A 15,154-nucleotide genomic window follows, 5' to 3' on the forward strand; every position below is an offset into this window, starting at 1 on the left:
CCATCGACGCGGGCAGGTGAAGTCCGTGAGACCAACTTCTTCGGTGTAGTCGAAGGCAAATCCATATCTTAGACAAGAATTCGCGATTTGCAAGCACATACACGCACCCCACATGAGTTGCGCGGTATACTCATGACATGGAAAGACGCGAACATACATACGGTTATGAGGATGCTGCGGGCGTCACGCCGCCGCCCTGGACGGGTCCGGCGGTGGGCCTGATGGACCTCGATGCATTTTTTGCGAGCGTGGAGATGCTCGATCATCCCGAATGGCGCGGCAAACCGCTCATCGTGGGCGGAGACGCCGAATCACGCGGCGTCGTGTCCACGTGCTCGTACGAGGCACGTCGCTTTGGTGTGCATTCTGCCATGGCCTCGGCCGAGGCGCGGCGTCTGTGCCCACAGGCCATTTGGACGCATGGGCATTTCGATCGCTACCACGAGGTCAGCGCGCAGGTCATGGCGATTCTCGCCGACGAGACCCCGCGCGTTGAGCGCGTATCCATCGACGAGGCCTTTATCGATATCACGCCGGGCCGCTTTGCGCCCGAAGACCCGCTACTGGTTGCGCGGCGTATAAGCGACCGCGTGGCGGCGCTGGGAGTGACCTGCTCCATTGGCGTGGGCTGCAACAAGACGGTCGCAAAGATCGCAAGCGAACGGGACAAGCCGTTTGGGCTGACCATCGTGCGCCCCGGAACCGAGCAGCGCTTTTTGGCCGCGCTGCCGGTATCTGCCATGAGCGGAATCGGGCGTTCAGCCGAGGAGCGACTGCGTCGCATGCGCGTCTATACGCTCGGCGAGCTTTCACGCGCGCCAGAGTCCACCCTGGCTGCAATCTTTGGCGTGAATGGCGAGCGCATGCGTCAACGTGCTTTGGGGCTCGAAGTATCCGAGGTCACCAGCCTGGAAGAGGAACGTGAAGTTAAATCGGTGAGCAATGAGCGCACCTTTGCGAAGGATTTGACTGAGCGTGGGGATATCGAGGCGGCGATCGCGCTGCTCGGCGAGTCGGTTGGGCGCCGCCTGCGCCGTCAGGGGCTGACAGGCGGAACCGTAACGCTCAAGCTCAAATACTCTTACGGCAGCGGACGCACGGCACAGCGCCGCTTGCCCCACCCCACCGACGACGAGAATATCTTTGTTGCCGTAGCGCTCGAGCTGCTCGACAATATCTGGCAAGAAGGCATGCACGTGCGTCTAGCGGGTATCGGCATGAGCGACTTCAACCACCAAGGCGGTATCCAAACCGACCTGTTCTGCGAGATCGATGACCGCGGAGCCCAATCCAGCGACCGCCGCGACCTCTCCGTCGCCATCGACGCCGTCCGAGACAAATTCGGCGACACCGCCCTATCCTTCGGCCGCCAATCCCGTTTCTCCTCCCAATGATTTGCGTTTTGGGCAAAAAGAAAGCGGGGCAGCTGCAGGTAGTGCAACTGCCCGGCGAACGGTAGAGGGTGGCTCTAGAGAAGCCCTGCCCAAATAAGGTCCTAAAGGAGATTGAGGGGGAGCTGGGGAGCGTCGCCCCAGAGCTTCTCGAGGCGGTAGAAGTCGCGGGCCTCAGGGGTGAAGACGTGGACGACAACCGAGCCGTAATCCATGAGCATCCAGGTCTTCTGCTCGCGGCCCTCGATGGAGAACGGGTGCTCACCGCAGGCCTCGGCAACCTTCTCCTCGATCTCGTCGACGATAGAATCGACCTGACGGTTGTTGGTACCGGTGGCGATCACAAAGTAATCGCACACGTCGGAGAGCTCGGTCAGATCGAGCACCTGCACGTCCTCGCCCTTCTTGTCGTAGGCGGCCTGCGCGGCGGCGCGGGCGACATCCTCGGCGGCGACACCGCTCGCGGACAGCGAGGCAGCGGTGCGGTCGGACGTGGCAACGAAGCTCTTGTGCTCCACACCTTCAAGAATCTGCTCGTCAGTCATGGTCTCATCGGCCATGGAATACCTCTTTCTAGACACACCCGAGCTAGCGCAGCTGGGCGTAATGGTTGTAAATCGTAATAGCCGTGGGATAAAGATAGCGCCCGGACTGGATCACGTAGACCAGACCCTGCGCAAAACAGGAGAAGAACAACTCGTCAAGCGTCGACTCCCCCACCATCTTGCGCAGCGCGTGGGCATAATCACCATGGCGGTTGGGCTCGATGGCATCGGCCACAAAGACCACCATATCGAGCGGCGTCATGTCGCAGGCGCCCACCGTGTGACGGTCGACAGCCTGGAAAACGGCTGGCGATAGCTCGGGAAATAGCTGCGGAAGCTCATAGGCGGCAACCGGGCCATGCAGCAGCGGCGTCGCGGCCGAAGGAGAGCCGGCAACCTTAATGCCGTAGTGCAACGCGCGGGCCACGAGCTCGTCATCGGAGAGTACCTTATCCCAGTCATGAATCAAGCCAGCGGCAGCGGCATCAAAGCGGTCAACGCGGTAGACCTCGGCCAGATGAAGCGCGGTCTCAGCAACACCCAGCGAATGCATGTAGCGCTTGCGCTTATCCTTCATACGCACATCGAGTAGCTCTTGAATGCGCTTGAGCAGCGCGCGCTCATCGCCCTCAAACTGATCCTCTACCGACAACGTAGACCCCCATCACTCAAAATCTTCTTGACCCAGATCGGTATACAACCCGCGTTTGCGAATATAGCCGAGCACGGACTCGCTCGTAAGATAGCGCACGCTCATGCCACGGGCAACCCGCTTGCGAATGTTGGTCGAGCTAATCGCCAGCGCCGGAATCTGGATATACCGCACGTCAAACGGCAGGCCTGACTCTTTGATTCGCGCGCGAGCAGTATCGATATCAAAGCCCGGTCGCGTCGCCGCAATAAACGTGGCAAGCTCGGCGATTCGGTCGGCATCATGCCAGGTCACAATATCGATAATCGCGTCGGCGCCCGTAATAAAGTAGAGCTTTACCTGAGGCGGGTAAAAGTCGCGAAGGGCATGAAGCGTATCGGCCGTATAGGTCACGCCCGGACGGTCGATCTCGAATCGGCTCGCCAAAAAAGCCGGATTCGCAGCGGTGGCGAGGACCGTCATGGCATAACGGTCCTCAGCAGGCGTCACCGGTTTGTCGAGCTTAAAGGCGGGAGAGCCGGCCGGCATAAAGAGCACGGCGTCCAAGTCGAGCGACTCGCGCGCCTGCTCGGCGGTAACCAAGTGCCCGTAATGAATCGGGTCGAAGGTGCCACCCATAATGCCAAGCCGAAACTCCTGCCCATCCTTGATAGGCAGCTCAGGCAGACCAATTCCACCGCGCAGCGACATGACTTACTCGCCCTCCGGGGTCTCGACATCATCCGCGACGTCCGCCGCATCGACAACCTCGACGCCCTCGTCCGCAGCATCGGCTACGTCAAAGACCTCAACGCCTTCGTCCCCAAGCTCCTCCTCGTACTCCGAGAAGTCCTCGGCGCCCTCAAAGTCAAAGGCGCGTTGGCAAATGCGGACCTCGTCGCCCGCACGGCAGCCGGCCTTCTCGAGCGCGTCGTCAACACCCATGCGCGCAAACTTATGCTGCAGGTAGATGACGGCCTCCTCGTTTTCCCAGTCGGTCTGGATGACCATGCGCTCGATGGCGCGACCGACCACGCGGAAGGCATGGGGCTCTTCCTGAACAATGCGGAAACGCTTCTCACGCTGCAGGCGACGGCGCTCCCACTCATCGTCGCGCAGATCGACCGGCTCATCGGAGACAGCCAACTCGGCACGCAGCTTAGCCACCTGCTCGCCCACGGCAAGCATCAGCGTGTTGAGGCCGGCGCCCGTCACAGCAGACACGGCAAAGAACATATGTCCATCGTCGAGCGCAGCGCGTTTGAGGTCGGCAATCTTGTCAGCCGTGCCCGGCGCATCGCACTTGTTGGCGACGACGATCTGCGGGCGCTCAGAAAGCTCGGCGCCATACTGCTCGAGCTCGCGGTTGATGATGCGATAGTCCTCGACCGGATCGCGGTCCTCAAAACCGCCCGTCATGTCGACGACATGCATGATAAGTGCCGTGCGCTCGATGTGACGCAGGAACTGATGACCCAGGCCCTTGCCCTCGCTCGCACCCTCAATAAGACCGGGGACGTCGGCAACGACATAGGAGTACTCGCCGGCACGCACCATACCCAGGTTGGGCACGAGCGTGGTAAACGGATAGTCGGCGATCTTGGGTCGAGCGGCACTCATGCGCGCGATGAGCGAGGACTTGCCGACCGAGGGAAAGCCCACGAGCGCGGCATCGGCCATGAGCTTCATCTCGAGCTCAATCCAGTGCTCCTCGGCCGGCTCACCCAGCTGGGCGAACGCGGGCGCGCGGCGCACCGACGTCACAAAGTGCGTATTCCCCAGACCGCCGGCGCCGCCGGGTGCTACGACGACGCGCTCACCGTCGTGAACCAAGTCGGCAATCTCGAACATCGGGGTCTGCGTCTCGGGGTCGAGCTCGCGCACCACGGTGCCCATGGGAACCTTCAAGATAAGGTCCTCGCCGCTCTTTCCGTTGCGGCGGGCGCCCTGACCGTGCGTTCCGCGCTCGGCACGAAAATGATGCTTAAAGCGGTAATCAATCAGTGAAGACAGCTGAGCATCGGCCTGGATGACGACATTGCCGCCACGACCGCCGTCGCCGCCATCGGGGCCACCCTTGGGGACAAAGGCCTCGCGCCTAAACGACATGCATCCGGCACCGCCGTCGCCGCCGCACACGTTAATGCGGCTGATATCGGTGAACTGTGACAACAGAATCGCCTCCTACAAAAAGAGGGAGACCCTTGAATCCTAAAACTCAAGTGCCTCCCACATATGTGCTCTATGAAGGGTGAATTACGCGTTCGCGAGCGGGCGTACGCTGACCCTGTGCTTGATACCCTTGTGGAACTCAACGGTACCGTCGACCAGCGCGAACAGCGTGTCGTCCTTGCCACGGCCAACGTTCTCACCCGGGTGGATGTGAGTGCCGTGCTGACGGACGAGAATCGTGCCCGTGGTTACCGTCTGGCCGGCATAGCGCTTCGTGCCAAGGCGCTGACCGCGGGAGTCACGGCCATTACGGGAGGAACCGAGTCCTTTTTTGTGTGCCATTGTGTATACCTACTCTTTCGTTACGAGTGTAATCTACTCGGCGACGGGAGCCTCGGCAACAGCCTCGGCCTCTGCCTTGACAGCCTTCTTGGCGCGGGACGTAGCCTGGACCTTCACGATCTTCAGCTTGGTGAGCTGCTGACGGTGACCCTTCAGACGACGATAGCGCTTACGCTTGTGGAACTTGAAGACCAGCTGCTTCTCGCCCTTGAACTGCTCAACGATCTGAGCGGTAACCTTGGCCTTGGCCAGCTTGTCGGGATCGGTGACGATCTTCTTACCATCGTTGAGGAAGATGACCGGCAGGGTGACCTTGTCGCCCTCATTGCCCTCGATCTTCTCGACGGTGATGACATCGTCGGTGGCGACCTTGTACTGCTTGCCGCCCGTGTTAACGATTGCGTACATGTTTACTTGCCCTTCATGCATCAGTTAGTGCAACAGCCGAATATAGTAGCAGGCGATAATACCCCCGTCAACGAGTATGTGGAGCAAATCCACAAGTTCGCACAGGTATGGGGCTGACGAGTCGGCCCTCGTCGTCCTCGCATGCTTGATTCTGACGCTCGACATCGTAGGAGCAGATGGTCACGAGGTCTTGCATACCGGTGGAAACAATAGGTGCATCGACGCCCGGGGTCAAGCCCTGCAACAAAACATCAGCAGCAGAAAGCAAAATCTCCGGACGCATGGAGCCCTCGTTGTCGGCATGGGTGTCGAGCATGAGCACCAGATGGTCCGGACGCTCCCCCGCCGTGAGCTCATAGCCCACCAGTGTGTGGTCAAGGTCTAAGCGCTTGCTCTTCTTACCGCGTGCATAGTCGATGCCATGGCCTGCACGCAACGTGTCGATCGCGACGCGTACTTCATCGGCGCTCACGGGCGCCTCGGGATCCAAGTGCAAGTCGATGCGGTACGACAGACGCGTAAGCTGAGCCGTGAGCGCCAGCGTGCGCACGTCGATGTAGGCGGCCTCGATAGGCGCCAGATCGGCAGGCGATGCAGCGGCCAGGCGCTCAAAGGCCTCGTCGAGAGCGACGAACTCGGTCATAAACAGGTCATACCACTCGCAGGTCGACGACGTGCCCACGGGCAGCGCCGACGAAAAGCCCACACGCATATGCGGCGAGAAACCCTGCGTCACGGCATAGGGCAGCCCCGCACGGCGCACGATGCGCTCAATGGTATGGATTAGTTCCAGATGGCCCAGGTACTTAAGGCGATCACGCTTGCCGTAGCGAACGCGCAGCCTAAAGAGCGTGGGAATGTCGGTCAAGCGCTCACTCATGCGCGATCACCCATCAATACGTTCTTGGCGTGGAGCGTGGGACAGATTCCGCAGCCGGTGCACGACGTGCGGGTGCAGTCGGGCGTCGTGACGCCCTCGAGCGAACGGCGGTACTCGCGCTCGAGGAAGCCGCGCGTGCAGCCGGGGCTCACGTGCTCCCACGGCAGGCGCCAGTCCAGCTCATAAGGCAGGTGCACCAGCTCGTTGAGGTCGATGCCGTTTTTGGCAGCGGCCTCCTTCCAGTTGTCGAGCGAGAAGTGCTCCACCCAGGCGTCGAAGCGCGAGCCCGCACGCCAGGCATCGACGATAACCGGCGTCATATCGCGACCGGCACGGGAGAGTGCAGCCTCGATAAGCGAGGTCTCCGCATCATGGTAGTGTACGCGAACGGCACGGTTGCGTACGCTCGTGATGAGCAGCTTTTGGCGGCGCTTGACGTCGTCGTAATCGAGCTGCGGGCACCACTGGAAGGGTGTTGCCGCCTTGGGGATAAACACCGATACCGAGATGGACACCGAAATAGACCCGCGGCGCGCCTTGGGCACCGCGGAGCGACCGAGCTCCAGCACGTGATCGGCCAGGTTGGCGATGGCCACGATGTCCTCGTCGCGCTCGCCGGGAAGGCCCATCATAAAGTAGAGCTTCATGCGGTTCCAGCCGGCCTCGAAGGCCGCCTTGGCCGCACGGTCCAAGTCCTCCTCGGTCACGTTCTTGTTGATGATGTCGCGCATACGCTGGCTGCCCGCCTCGGGCGCGAACGTCAGGCCGCCCTTCTTTTCGCCGGCGACCGACTCGGCCATATCAACGCCAAACGAATCCAAGCGCTGCGACGGAATGGATACGCGAATGCCCGTGTCCTCCAGACGACGGTTGAGCCTACCGAGCACGTCGCGGATACAGGAGTGGTCGGTCGTCGAAAGCGAGGTAAGCGACACCTCGTCATAGCCCGTCTTTTCCAAGCCCTGGATTACCGATGACACGATCTGGTCGGCCGAGCGCTCGCGTACCGGACGATACGTCATGCCGGCCTGGCAAAAACGGCAGCCGCGGGCGCAGCCACGCAGGATCTCGATAGACAGGCGATCGTGGACGAGCTGCGCATACGGCACGCACGACTGAGAAAGCGGATTGGTGGCACCAAAGTCCTCGACGACGCGCTTGTAGACTACCGGCGGGACGTCCCCGCCCTCGCGCGGCACGGTGTAGCCATGCGGCGAGCAGGGCTCGTCATAGCGCACCTCATACAGGGATGGCACATAGGTACCGGCGACCGTCGCGAGCCGCTCGACAATCTGAGCGCGCGAGACGCCCTCGTCGCGCAAGCGGCGATGCAGCTGACAGATTTCGAGCAGCGACTCCTCGCCCTCGCCAATGAGGATGGCATCGAAGAATGCCGCGTACGGCTCGGGGTTATACACCGAAGGACCGCCGGCGACGATAATGGGGTCGTCTTCACCTCGGTCGGCCGCTAACAGCGGAATGCCAGCGAGGTCGAGTGCCTCAAGGAAGTTCGTCACCGCCATCTCGTGCGGCACATGCAGGCCGACGATATCAAACGAAGCGACCGGCGCTGCACCCTCGAGCGAGAGCAGCGGAATGCCTGCCTCGCGCATAGCGTCACCCATATCGGGCCACGGCACATAGCCACGCTCGCAGGAGATGCCCTCGGCCTGGTTAAGGATGTTGTAGAGGATGGCGATACCCTGGTTGGGCAGACCAACCTCGTACACATCCGGGTAGATCAGGCAGCAACGGTAGTCGGCATCGGCCTTGGAAAGCGTGCCCCACTCGTGATCGATATAGCGACTCGGCTTTTCGACCTTGGCGAGCAACGGCTCAATTAAATGAAAACAATCTTGGTACGGAACGCGCAACGGAAAACCCCTAAGCAGCGAGATCTGATGCGTCCTGATAGGACGCCATAGGACGGGTAGCGCCCGCGACCGTGGTCACCAGATCGCGAACGCGGGAGAACGTGGCAGTAACCACCTCGTTGGCACGGCTGTAGTCGACATCGCGTTCGTAGAGCGAAACGAGCGCACGGCCCATGCCATAGGTGCCCGCGGCAGCAGTGAGCGCCTTGACGGCAAACCCAATATGCGGCGTCTGCTTGACGAGCGCGCGGGTGACCGCGCGGATCACAAGACCGCCGACAAGCACGCCCGCGACCTCGTAGCCGCGCTCAGGCTTAATGCCGCGTCCAAAGACGGCAGCGAGCTCAAAGAGCATGCCCACCTGCGCCAGCGCCATAACGGGATAATCGGCGCCCGGCAAAAACACCAGCGCACCGGTCGCCATATTAGTGAGCGCGCACGAGGTGATGATACGATTGGCCGCCGCGATGCGCATGAAGGCAAAGTTCGCCGCAAAAGCCGTTTCCTTTTCGGTGCGATCGAGAATCCAGCGGGCAAGCGTCTCGAGCAGATACGTCTTATCGGTTGCCGCCACCACGCCGAGCATGGGCGTGGACTCCTCGATAAACGGCACCTCCACAGCTGACTCGGCAAGCACGCACACGGGCGCGCCGGCGATCACGAGCTCCTGCACGGCACTCTCCAAGCGGTCGGAACCGCACGAGAGCACCAGTACCACATCGGTATCGGTCTTTGGAGCAATTCGCTCCTCCCCCAGACGCTCGACGCGCACAATGCCCGAGGTCGTCTGCGGCACAAAGGCGTCACGCACCGTCTCGGCCAGAAAGCGCGAGGCGGACGAATCCAAATAGACCGAGACGCGCACCGGTGTATCGGAATCCTTCTTAACGGACGCGCCCATCTTAAAAGCGCGGGTCAGCTTATCTACGGGAATTTTCATAGCAAACCCCTCCAGCGGTTACGCGGCGCCCGAACGATGCCGCCATATGGATTGTACGATACCCACCGTCAGCAGCTGAATCATCATCGAAGACGAACCGAAGCTAATAAACGGTAGCGGAATACCGGTAATCGGCATCATGCCAATGCACATGCCGATGTTTTCGAAGGTCTGGAACGCCCACATGCCAACGATGCCCACACACGATAGGCGCAAGAACAGCGACTCACACTTAAAGGCGACGCGAATCGTCGAAAAGATCAGCAGCACGTAGAGGCATAGGAGCAAAAAGGAACCGCAAAAGCCAAAGGTCTCGGACAGGAAGGCGAAGACGAAGTCAGTGTGGAACTCGGGCAGAAAGCCGCCGGCCGACTGCGTCGCATGGCCCAAACCCTTACCAAAGAAGCTACCCGAGCCAACGGCGATAAGCGACTGCTGCAGGTTGTAGGCATCGTCCGAATCGGCATTATCGGGGTCGATAAAGACCGTCAGGCGGTTCATCTGATACTGCTTGATGAGCACATCGTGGCCGAGCAACGAATCAAAGACCGAATCGAGCGCCAGGACGAGGGCTACCAGGCCCACGAGCAGGGCCAGGGTCGACAGCACCCATTCGCGGCGCGCACCGCTCATGCAGATGACGATGGCGCCCGAGACCAGCACGACCAGGCCCGAGCCCAGGTCGCCCATGGCGACGACGGCCAAAAACGGGATGGACAGCATGCCGCAGAGCTTGACGTAGTCGCGAACGGTATCGATGCGGCCGTTATACTGCGAGCCAAGCGTGGCAATAAAGAAGATGGTGATGAGCTTGGCAAGCTCGACCGGCTGGAATGTCAAGCCGATACCGGGAATCTTGATCCAGCCCGTCATGCCCAGACCGCCCGTATAGGACAGACCCGGAATCTTGGGCGAGAAGATCACGATCAGGTCGATGACGAGCAACGCCGTCGAGAAATTGGAAATACCGCGCAGGTCGGTACGCCAGACCAGCACCGCCAGCAACGCCCCGATACCAATTCCCAGCAGATGGCGTGAGAACGAAGCATCGGCCTTAAACTGCGAAGCCGACCAGATAATGATGGCACCGTAGGCGACGAGCGCCACTGTGGCCACGAGCACACCGATATGCACCTTTTGGCGAAACGTGCCGCGCGAGGCCGAAAGTTGCTTGTTGACACGGTCCAGGCTGCTGCGAGAGCCGGTCTTGGTTGAACGGAACAGATCCGCCGGAGAAAAATCCATCGCAACCTCCTATCGAACCGAAGAATCGCCCGAGGCCGAAGAGGTATCGGGCTCGTCATAAATCACGCCGAGCACATCGCGCACGACATGCATCGCGGTATCTGAGCCACCGCCGCCCTGCTCCAGGACAGTAGCGATGACATACTTGGGATCATCGGCCGGCGCATAGGCGCAAAACCACGCGTATTCGTCCTCGCCGCTTTTCTCGCCCGTGCCCGACTTGCCGTACACCTGCGGCGTCAGGGTGCCAAAGTGAGCCGCCAAGGACGTCGATGCCGTGTAAATCACGTCGTGCATGCCGTTGCGAACAAGAGCCAAATCCGAATCGCTGTTGATCTTGGCCTCCAGGCGCTTCTTCTTGCCCTTGCCGTTGTACTTATAGGCATCGCCGTCGCCATCGCGCGACACGGCAGACAAAAACACGTGAGGCACGTACTGTTTGCCGCCGTTGGCAAGGCCCATGTAGGCGCATGCCATCTGCAGAGGCGTCACCAAAATGTCGCCCTGGCCGATGGCGATGTTGGTCATATCGCCGGCATTCCACTTGCGGTCTTCGGCAGAGGCGTCGGTAAAGTACGACTCTTTCCACTCGGCATCGGGAATACGGCCCGCGCCCTCACTCGGCAGATCGATACCGCAGGTCTTGCCTAGGCCCCAGCGACGAAAGACCTCCTGCAGCCCCTCGGAATGTTGCTCGTCATAAAAGAACGCCTTGCCCATGTCGTAGAAGACGGGGTCGCACGAGTTGGCGATACCCGACTGCAGCGTCATGGTGCCGTGGCCAGACGTCAACCAGCAGCGCTTGCCCCAAGCCTTGCCCAAGCCCGTCCAATAGCCCGTGCAGTTGGTTGTCTGTGTTGAAGTGTAGGTTCCAAACTCAAGACCGGCCAGTGCCGAGAGCGGCTTGATGGTCGAGGCCGACATGTACTGTCCGCTAATGGCGCGGTTGAGCAGCGGGTGCGAACCCTTGTCATCATTGAGCTCGGTCCACACGTCATTTGAGACGCCGCCGATAAAGACGGAAGGATCGAACTTGGGCTCGCTCGCCATGCCCAGGATCTCGCCATTGTTGGGATCGAGACACACCACAGCGCCGTTGCCGGCATTGCTGTAGCCAGTGGTCTTGGCAAGCTCGATGGCGCTCGCCAGCGCCGTCTCACAGGCCTGTTGGATCTTAAGGTCGAGCGTGAGCTTAATGTCGGAGCCGGCCTTGGCGGGCACGGCGCCGGCCTGACCGGTCACATTGCCCGAGGCATCGACCTTGACGGTCTGCTCGCCACGAATACCCTGCAGCAGGTTTTCGTAGTAGCTCTCAACACCCGCCTGGCCCACGATATCGCCCGACTGGTACGTAATCCGGCCAGCAGAAGCATCATCATCGCCAGAGGTTTTCTTATTCTGGGCCTCGAGCTGCTCGGAGGTAATGGTGCCGGTATAGCCCAAGATATGGCATGCCGTCTCGCCATATGGATACTGGCGCTCGGTACGCTCGGCAATCTTGACGCCCGGGAACTCGCCGGCGTGCTCCTGAATATAGGCAACCGTGGAGCGACGGACGTCCGTCGCGATGGTATGCAGGCTCTGAGCACCCTCGGAATTGTCCTGAATATTGCGCAGAACCGCCACGTAGGGCATACCGAGCACGTTGGCAAGATGGCGAACCAGAACCTCATCCTCGGCAAGGTCGCGGTAGGCCACGACAGCAAGTGAGGGACGGTTCTGGACAAGTGCCACGCCATTGCGGTCGAGGATGCGGCCGCGCACAGCGGGTGTGGTAACGGTGCGCGTCTGATTGCTATTAGCCTGCTTTTCGTAATAGTCCGACGAGACCATCTGCATGCCCCACAGCTTGACGGCAAGCGCCGCGAACATCGCGCCCACACCCGTGGTGAGGATGGAGAAGCGGCCCTTAAAGGCGGTCGCCGCGGTATTGCCCTCGCCCTCGGTGGCGCGCGGGGCCGTTCCATGCTGCGTATCGTAGGTAAAACGAGAATCGCCGCGACGCATGATGACCAGCGCGACCACGATGGCCACTACCAGCACGATACCGGCGATAATAACCGTCATCTGGGAAGACATCTACAGGCCTCCCCTATTTGAGCTTACGGGTCTTGGGCTTAAAGCGCATGCCCGTCTGGCGTCCGCCACGTGCGGAGAATCCATAACCGGACTGCGGCACGACGCCGGACATCAAAAACGGAATGGCAACCAGACCCGTCAGGATCGAAGACGGCAGCGCATGGCCGAAGAGCGCCACGACAAAGCTCGTCTCCAAACCCATAAACAGCAAGATGATGCTGTAGATCACATTAATGACAAGCGCGAAGGCACCCACAGTGATGCCGCGCGCGCTCGGGGTACCGCCCGTCTGACCGGCGGCGCTATGCACCAGGGCAAAAGAACCCACGGTCAGCAGGAGCGACATAACGCCCACCGGCACGGCAGCGGAAAGGTCATAGAACAAGCCGCTGCAAAAACCGCACACGACGGCACGGGTCGGGTCGCCCGAGAACACGCTTAGGCACACCAGGATAATCATAAAGTTGACGCGACCGCCCGCAATGGAGATCTGCGGTGCCAGGCCTGCCTGCAGCAGCACGCACACAATGGCGGCGATTACAAACGTGCGGGAGCTCATCCCCTGCTCGTGTAGATCCATGGACATGCCCCCTATTCGCTCGAGCCGGAATCGGTCGTCTCGGACGTGTCGGAACTGTCATCCGGGCTCTCGTCCTTCGTCTTGGTCGCAGCATCGCGCGACGTTCCCTGCGGCGTGCTGTTGGCCGTGTTCACGTCCTCATCCGAGGCCGACTGTTCGTCGGTCAGCGAGGTAATGACCAGCACTTCCTCGTTGTTCTCGGCCGTCGTCTGGGCGCGCACCACAATGGTGTAGTATACGTCGTTAGCCGATTTCTCAACAGACGAGACGGTGCCGAGCGGTAGACCCTTGGGGAACACACCGCCAATGCCCGAGGTCACGATGATGTCGCCAACCTTAACGTCGGAATCGACGCTCACGTACTCAAGACGCAGCGTGCCGTCAGCCTGACCCTGCAGCATGCCCTGGGCGCGCGTGTCCTGCACCATAGCGGACACGCCCGAGTTCTCATCGCCAATCAGGCGCACGGTGGACGTCTTGGCCGAGACCTCGATAATCTGGCCTATGACACCGGCAGAACTCGTCACAGGCATGTTGATGGTAAGACCGTCGGCAGAACCCTTATCGATGGTGACGGTCGAGGTCCAGGCATCGCCCGAAGCGCCGACGATACGAGCTGCGGTTGATTTGAGGTTGTAGGTCGACTGCAGGCCGACCAGCCCCTCCAGTCGCTCGGCGGTCTTTTGAGCCTCGGAGAGCTCGGCAACCTTAGAGGTCAGTTCCTCGTTTTGCTTCTTAAGCTCGTCAAGCGTGTCCTGCGACGCCGTAAGGTTAGAGAACACGTTACCGATCGCATTGAAGGGAGCCGCCACAGCCGAGCCCACAAAGCGCACCGGCGAGGTAATCGTCGTCACGCCCGAGCGCACGGCATGAATCGGTCCTGCCTCGCCCTCGCGGATGTAAAACGTGAGCAGCAACACCGAAATCAGGCTGAAAACAATCAACGGGCGCATACCCGTTGATTGTCGCTTGGTATTCAGATTTGTGGAGAAACCCGAAGATCGTGCCAAATGGAATCCACCTTTTGGAAATTAAGCATTGGTCTGGACGAAGCCGCCATCAAACGCATTGGCCTCGAGCACGCGGGCACAGCCGTTAACAACGTTATCGAGCGCCGTGGGGCTGACGTTGACCGAAACGCCGGTCTCATCGCGCAGGCGCACATCGAGACCGCGCAGCAGCGCGCCGCCACCGGTCAGCAAAATGCCATAGTACATAAGGTCCGAGGCAAGATCGGGAGGCGTAGCGTCGAGTGCGTCCTTGACGGCCTTGGCCATCTCGTCGAGCGGCTTGTTGAGTGCGCGACGAATCTCCTCGCTCTCGATGCGCACGGTCTTGGGCAGACCGGTGATCACGTCGCGGCCGTTGACCTCGACGTCGAGCTCATCCTTGAGCGGCACGGCGGAGCCGACCTTGATCTTGATGTCCTCTGCCGTACGCTCGCCGATGGCCAGGTTGTAGGCATCACGAACGTGCGTGAGGATGGCCTGATCGAACTCGTCGCCGGCAATACGGATGGACTGTGAGACGACGATGCCGCCCATAGCGATAACGGCAACCTCGGTGGTACCGCCACCGATGTCGATGACCATGGAGCCGGTGGGTTCCTCGACGGGCAGGTCGGCGCCGATAGCGGCGGCCATAGGCTCTTCGATCAGATAGGCCTGGCGGGCACCGGCCTGGATCGTGGCCTCAAAGACAGCGCGCTTCTCGACCGACGTGACACCGGAGGGAACGCAGACGACAACACGCGGACGCGGAGTCCACGGATAGCGCTTCTCGGACGCCTTATCGATAAAGTAGCGAAGCATGGCCTCGGTAACATCGAAGTCGGCGATGACGCCGTCCTTCAGGGGACGAACGGCCACGATGTTGCCGGGCGTACGGCCGAGCATGCGCTTTGCCTCGATACCGACCGCCAGGATGCGCTCGTCGTTTTTGTCGATGGCGACAACGGAGGGCTCGCGAATGACGATGCCCTTGCCGCGCACGGAGACAAGCGTATTTGCGGTGCCGAGGTCGATGGCAAGATCGCCCGCATAGCTACCGAAGAACATATCCATCAAA

At 60.7% G+C, this 15,154-nt stretch carries 15 protein-coding genes; 1 reads left to right on the forward strand and 14 read right to left on the reverse strand.

Translation table 11 applies throughout. The features are described 5' to 3' along the window. Positions 1-137 precede the first annotated feature (137 nt). Positions 138-1,394, forward strand: coding sequence for a DNA polymerase IV (gene dinB / locus DWW73_RS06720; RefSeq protein ID WP_117779099.1), 1,257 nt, complete (start codon positions 138-140; stop codon positions 1,392-1,394). A 101-nt stretch (positions 1,395-1,495) separates the two neighbouring features. Here the strand turns inward: dinB and rsfS are convergent, their stop codons facing one another. The 14 genes from rsfS to DWW73_RS06790 all read right to left on the reverse strand — a co-directional run bounded on the left by rsfS (position 1,496) and on the right by DWW73_RS06790 (position 15,150). Beyond that, positions 1,496-1,951: a ribosome silencing factor gene (gene rsfS, locus DWW73_RS06725; protein ID WP_117564251.1), complete on the reverse strand. Its 456-nt coding sequence runs from the start codon at positions 1,949-1,951 to the stop codon at positions 1,496-1,498. A gap of 28 nt (positions 1,952-1,979) precedes the next feature. Continuing rightward, entirely contained in the window at positions 1,980-2,513 is a 534-nt protein-coding gene (yqeK, locus tag DWW73_RS06730) for a bis(5'-nucleosyl)-tetraphosphatase (symmetrical) YqeK (RefSeq protein ID WP_199413482.1), read from the reverse strand. A gap of 87 nt (positions 2,514-2,600) precedes the next feature. After that, entirely contained in the window at positions 2,601-3,278 is a 678-nt protein-coding gene (nadD, locus tag DWW73_RS06735) for a nicotinate-nucleotide adenylyltransferase (protein ID WP_117583242.1), read from the reverse strand. Positions 3,279-3,281: 3 nt separating this feature from the next. Further along, entirely contained in the window at positions 3,282-4,739 is a 1,458-nt protein-coding gene (obgE, locus tag DWW73_RS06740) for a GTPase ObgE (protein ID WP_199413480.1), read from the reverse strand. Between the two features lie 84 nt (positions 4,740-4,823). Then, positions 4,824-5,081, reverse strand: a complete 258-nt coding sequence (gene rpmA, locus DWW73_RS06745) for a 50S ribosomal protein L27 (RefSeq protein WP_006236075.1) — start codon at positions 5,079-5,081, stop codon at positions 4,824-4,826. Between the two features lie 33 nt (positions 5,082-5,114). Beyond that, entirely contained in the window at positions 5,115-5,489 is a 375-nt protein-coding gene (gene rplU, locus DWW73_RS06750; protein WP_035138585.1) for a 50S ribosomal protein L21, read from the reverse strand. 67 nt (positions 5,490-5,556) lie between these two features. After that, complete coding sequence (locus DWW73_RS06755; protein WP_117779102.1) at positions 5,557-6,369, reverse strand: TIGR03936 family radical SAM-associated protein; 813 nt, start codon at positions 6,367-6,369, stop codon at positions 5,557-5,559. Next, positions 6,366-8,243, reverse strand: a complete 1,878-nt coding sequence (locus DWW73_RS06760; protein ID WP_117779103.1) for a TIGR03960 family B12-binding radical SAM protein — start codon at positions 8,241-8,243, stop codon at positions 6,366-6,368. Before DWW73_RS06760 ends, DWW73_RS06755 begins: the two co-directional genes overlap by 4 nt. 10 nt (positions 8,244-8,253) lie before the next feature. Beyond that, complete coding sequence (locus DWW73_RS06765; protein ID WP_117637228.1) at positions 8,254-9,183, reverse strand: YcjF family protein; 930 nt, start codon at positions 9,181-9,183, stop codon at positions 8,254-8,256. Positions 9,184-9,201: 18 nt separating this feature from the next. Then, on the reverse strand, positions 9,202-10,428 hold the full coding sequence (locus DWW73_RS06770) for an FtsW/RodA/SpoVE family cell cycle protein (RefSeq protein WP_117779104.1): 1,227 nt from the start codon (positions 10,426-10,428) through the stop codon (positions 9,202-9,204). Between the two features lie 9 nt (positions 10,429-10,437). Further along, the gene (mrdA, locus tag DWW73_RS06775; RefSeq protein WP_117736660.1) at positions 10,438-12,507 is read right to left on the reverse strand and encodes a penicillin-binding protein 2; all 2,070 of its coding nucleotides are present in this window, start codon (positions 12,505-12,507) and stop codon (positions 10,438-10,440) included. A 13-nt stretch (positions 12,508-12,520) separates the two neighbouring features. Further along, entirely contained in the window at positions 12,521-13,087 is a 567-nt protein-coding gene (locus tag DWW73_RS06780) for a hypothetical protein (protein ID WP_117736659.1), read from the reverse strand. An 11-nt stretch (positions 13,088-13,098) separates the two neighbouring features. Then, complete coding sequence (gene mreC, locus DWW73_RS06785; RefSeq protein WP_117564242.1) at positions 13,099-14,040, reverse strand: rod shape-determining protein MreC; 942 nt, start codon at positions 14,038-14,040, stop codon at positions 13,099-13,101. A gap of 78 nt (positions 14,041-14,118) precedes the next feature. Continuing rightward, positions 14,119-15,150, reverse strand: coding sequence for a rod shape-determining protein (locus tag DWW73_RS06790; RefSeq protein ID WP_006236061.1), 1,032 nt, complete (start codon positions 15,148-15,150; stop codon positions 14,119-14,121). Positions 15,151-15,154 lie beyond the last annotated feature (4 nt).

The sequence above is a fragment of the Collinsella sp. AF16-8 genome (genome assembly GCF_003462695.1).
In the GTDB taxonomy this organism is placed as follows: domain Bacteria; phylum Actinomycetota; class Coriobacteriia; order Coriobacteriales; family Coriobacteriaceae; genus Collinsella.

Coding starts and splice junctions, on each gene's coding strand:
- dinB (WP_117779099.1), top strand. CDS start 138: ATGGAAAGACGCGAACATACATACGGTTATGAGGATGCTGCGGGCGTC.
- rsfS (WP_117564251.1), bottom strand. CDS start 1,951: ATGGCCGATGAGACCATGACTGACGAGCAGATTCTTGAAGGTGTGGAG.
- yqeK (WP_199413482.1), bottom strand. CDS start 2,513: ATGAAGGATAAGCGCAAGCGCTACATGCATTCGCTGGGTGTTGCTGAG.
- nadD (WP_117583242.1), bottom strand. CDS start 3,278: ATGTCGCTGCGCGGTGGAATTGGTCTGCCTGAGCTGCCTATCAAGGAT.
- rpmA (WP_006236075.1), bottom strand. CDS start 5,081: ATGGCACACAAAAAAGGACTCGGTTCCTCCCGTAATGGCCGTGACTCC.
- rplU (WP_035138585.1), bottom strand. CDS start 5,489: ATGTACGCAATCGTTAACACGGGCGGCAAGCAGTACAAGGTCGCCACC.
- DWW73_RS06755 (WP_117779102.1), bottom strand. CDS start 6,369: ATGAGTGAGCGCTTGACCGACATTCCCACGCTCTTTAGGCTGCGCGTT.
- DWW73_RS06765 (WP_117637228.1), bottom strand. CDS start 9,183: ATGAAAATTCCCGTAGATAAGCTGACCCGCGCTTTTAAGATGGGCGCG.
- DWW73_RS06770 (WP_117779104.1), bottom strand. CDS start 10,428: ATGGATTTTTCTCCGGCGGATCTGTTCCGTTCAACCAAGACCGGCTCT.
- mrdA (WP_117736660.1), bottom strand. CDS start 12,507: ATGTCTTCCCAGATGACGGTTATTATCGCCGGTATCGTGCTGGTAGTG.
- DWW73_RS06780 (WP_117736659.1), bottom strand. CDS start 13,087: ATGGATCTACACGAGCAGGGGATGAGCTCCCGCACGTTTGTAATCGCC.
- mreC (WP_117564242.1), bottom strand. CDS start 14,040: ATGCGCCCGTTGATTGTTTTCAGCCTGATTTCGGTGTTGCTGCTCACG.
- DWW73_RS06790 (WP_006236061.1), bottom strand. CDS start 15,150: ATGGATATGTTCTTCGGTAGCTATGCGGGCGATCTTGCCATCGACCTC.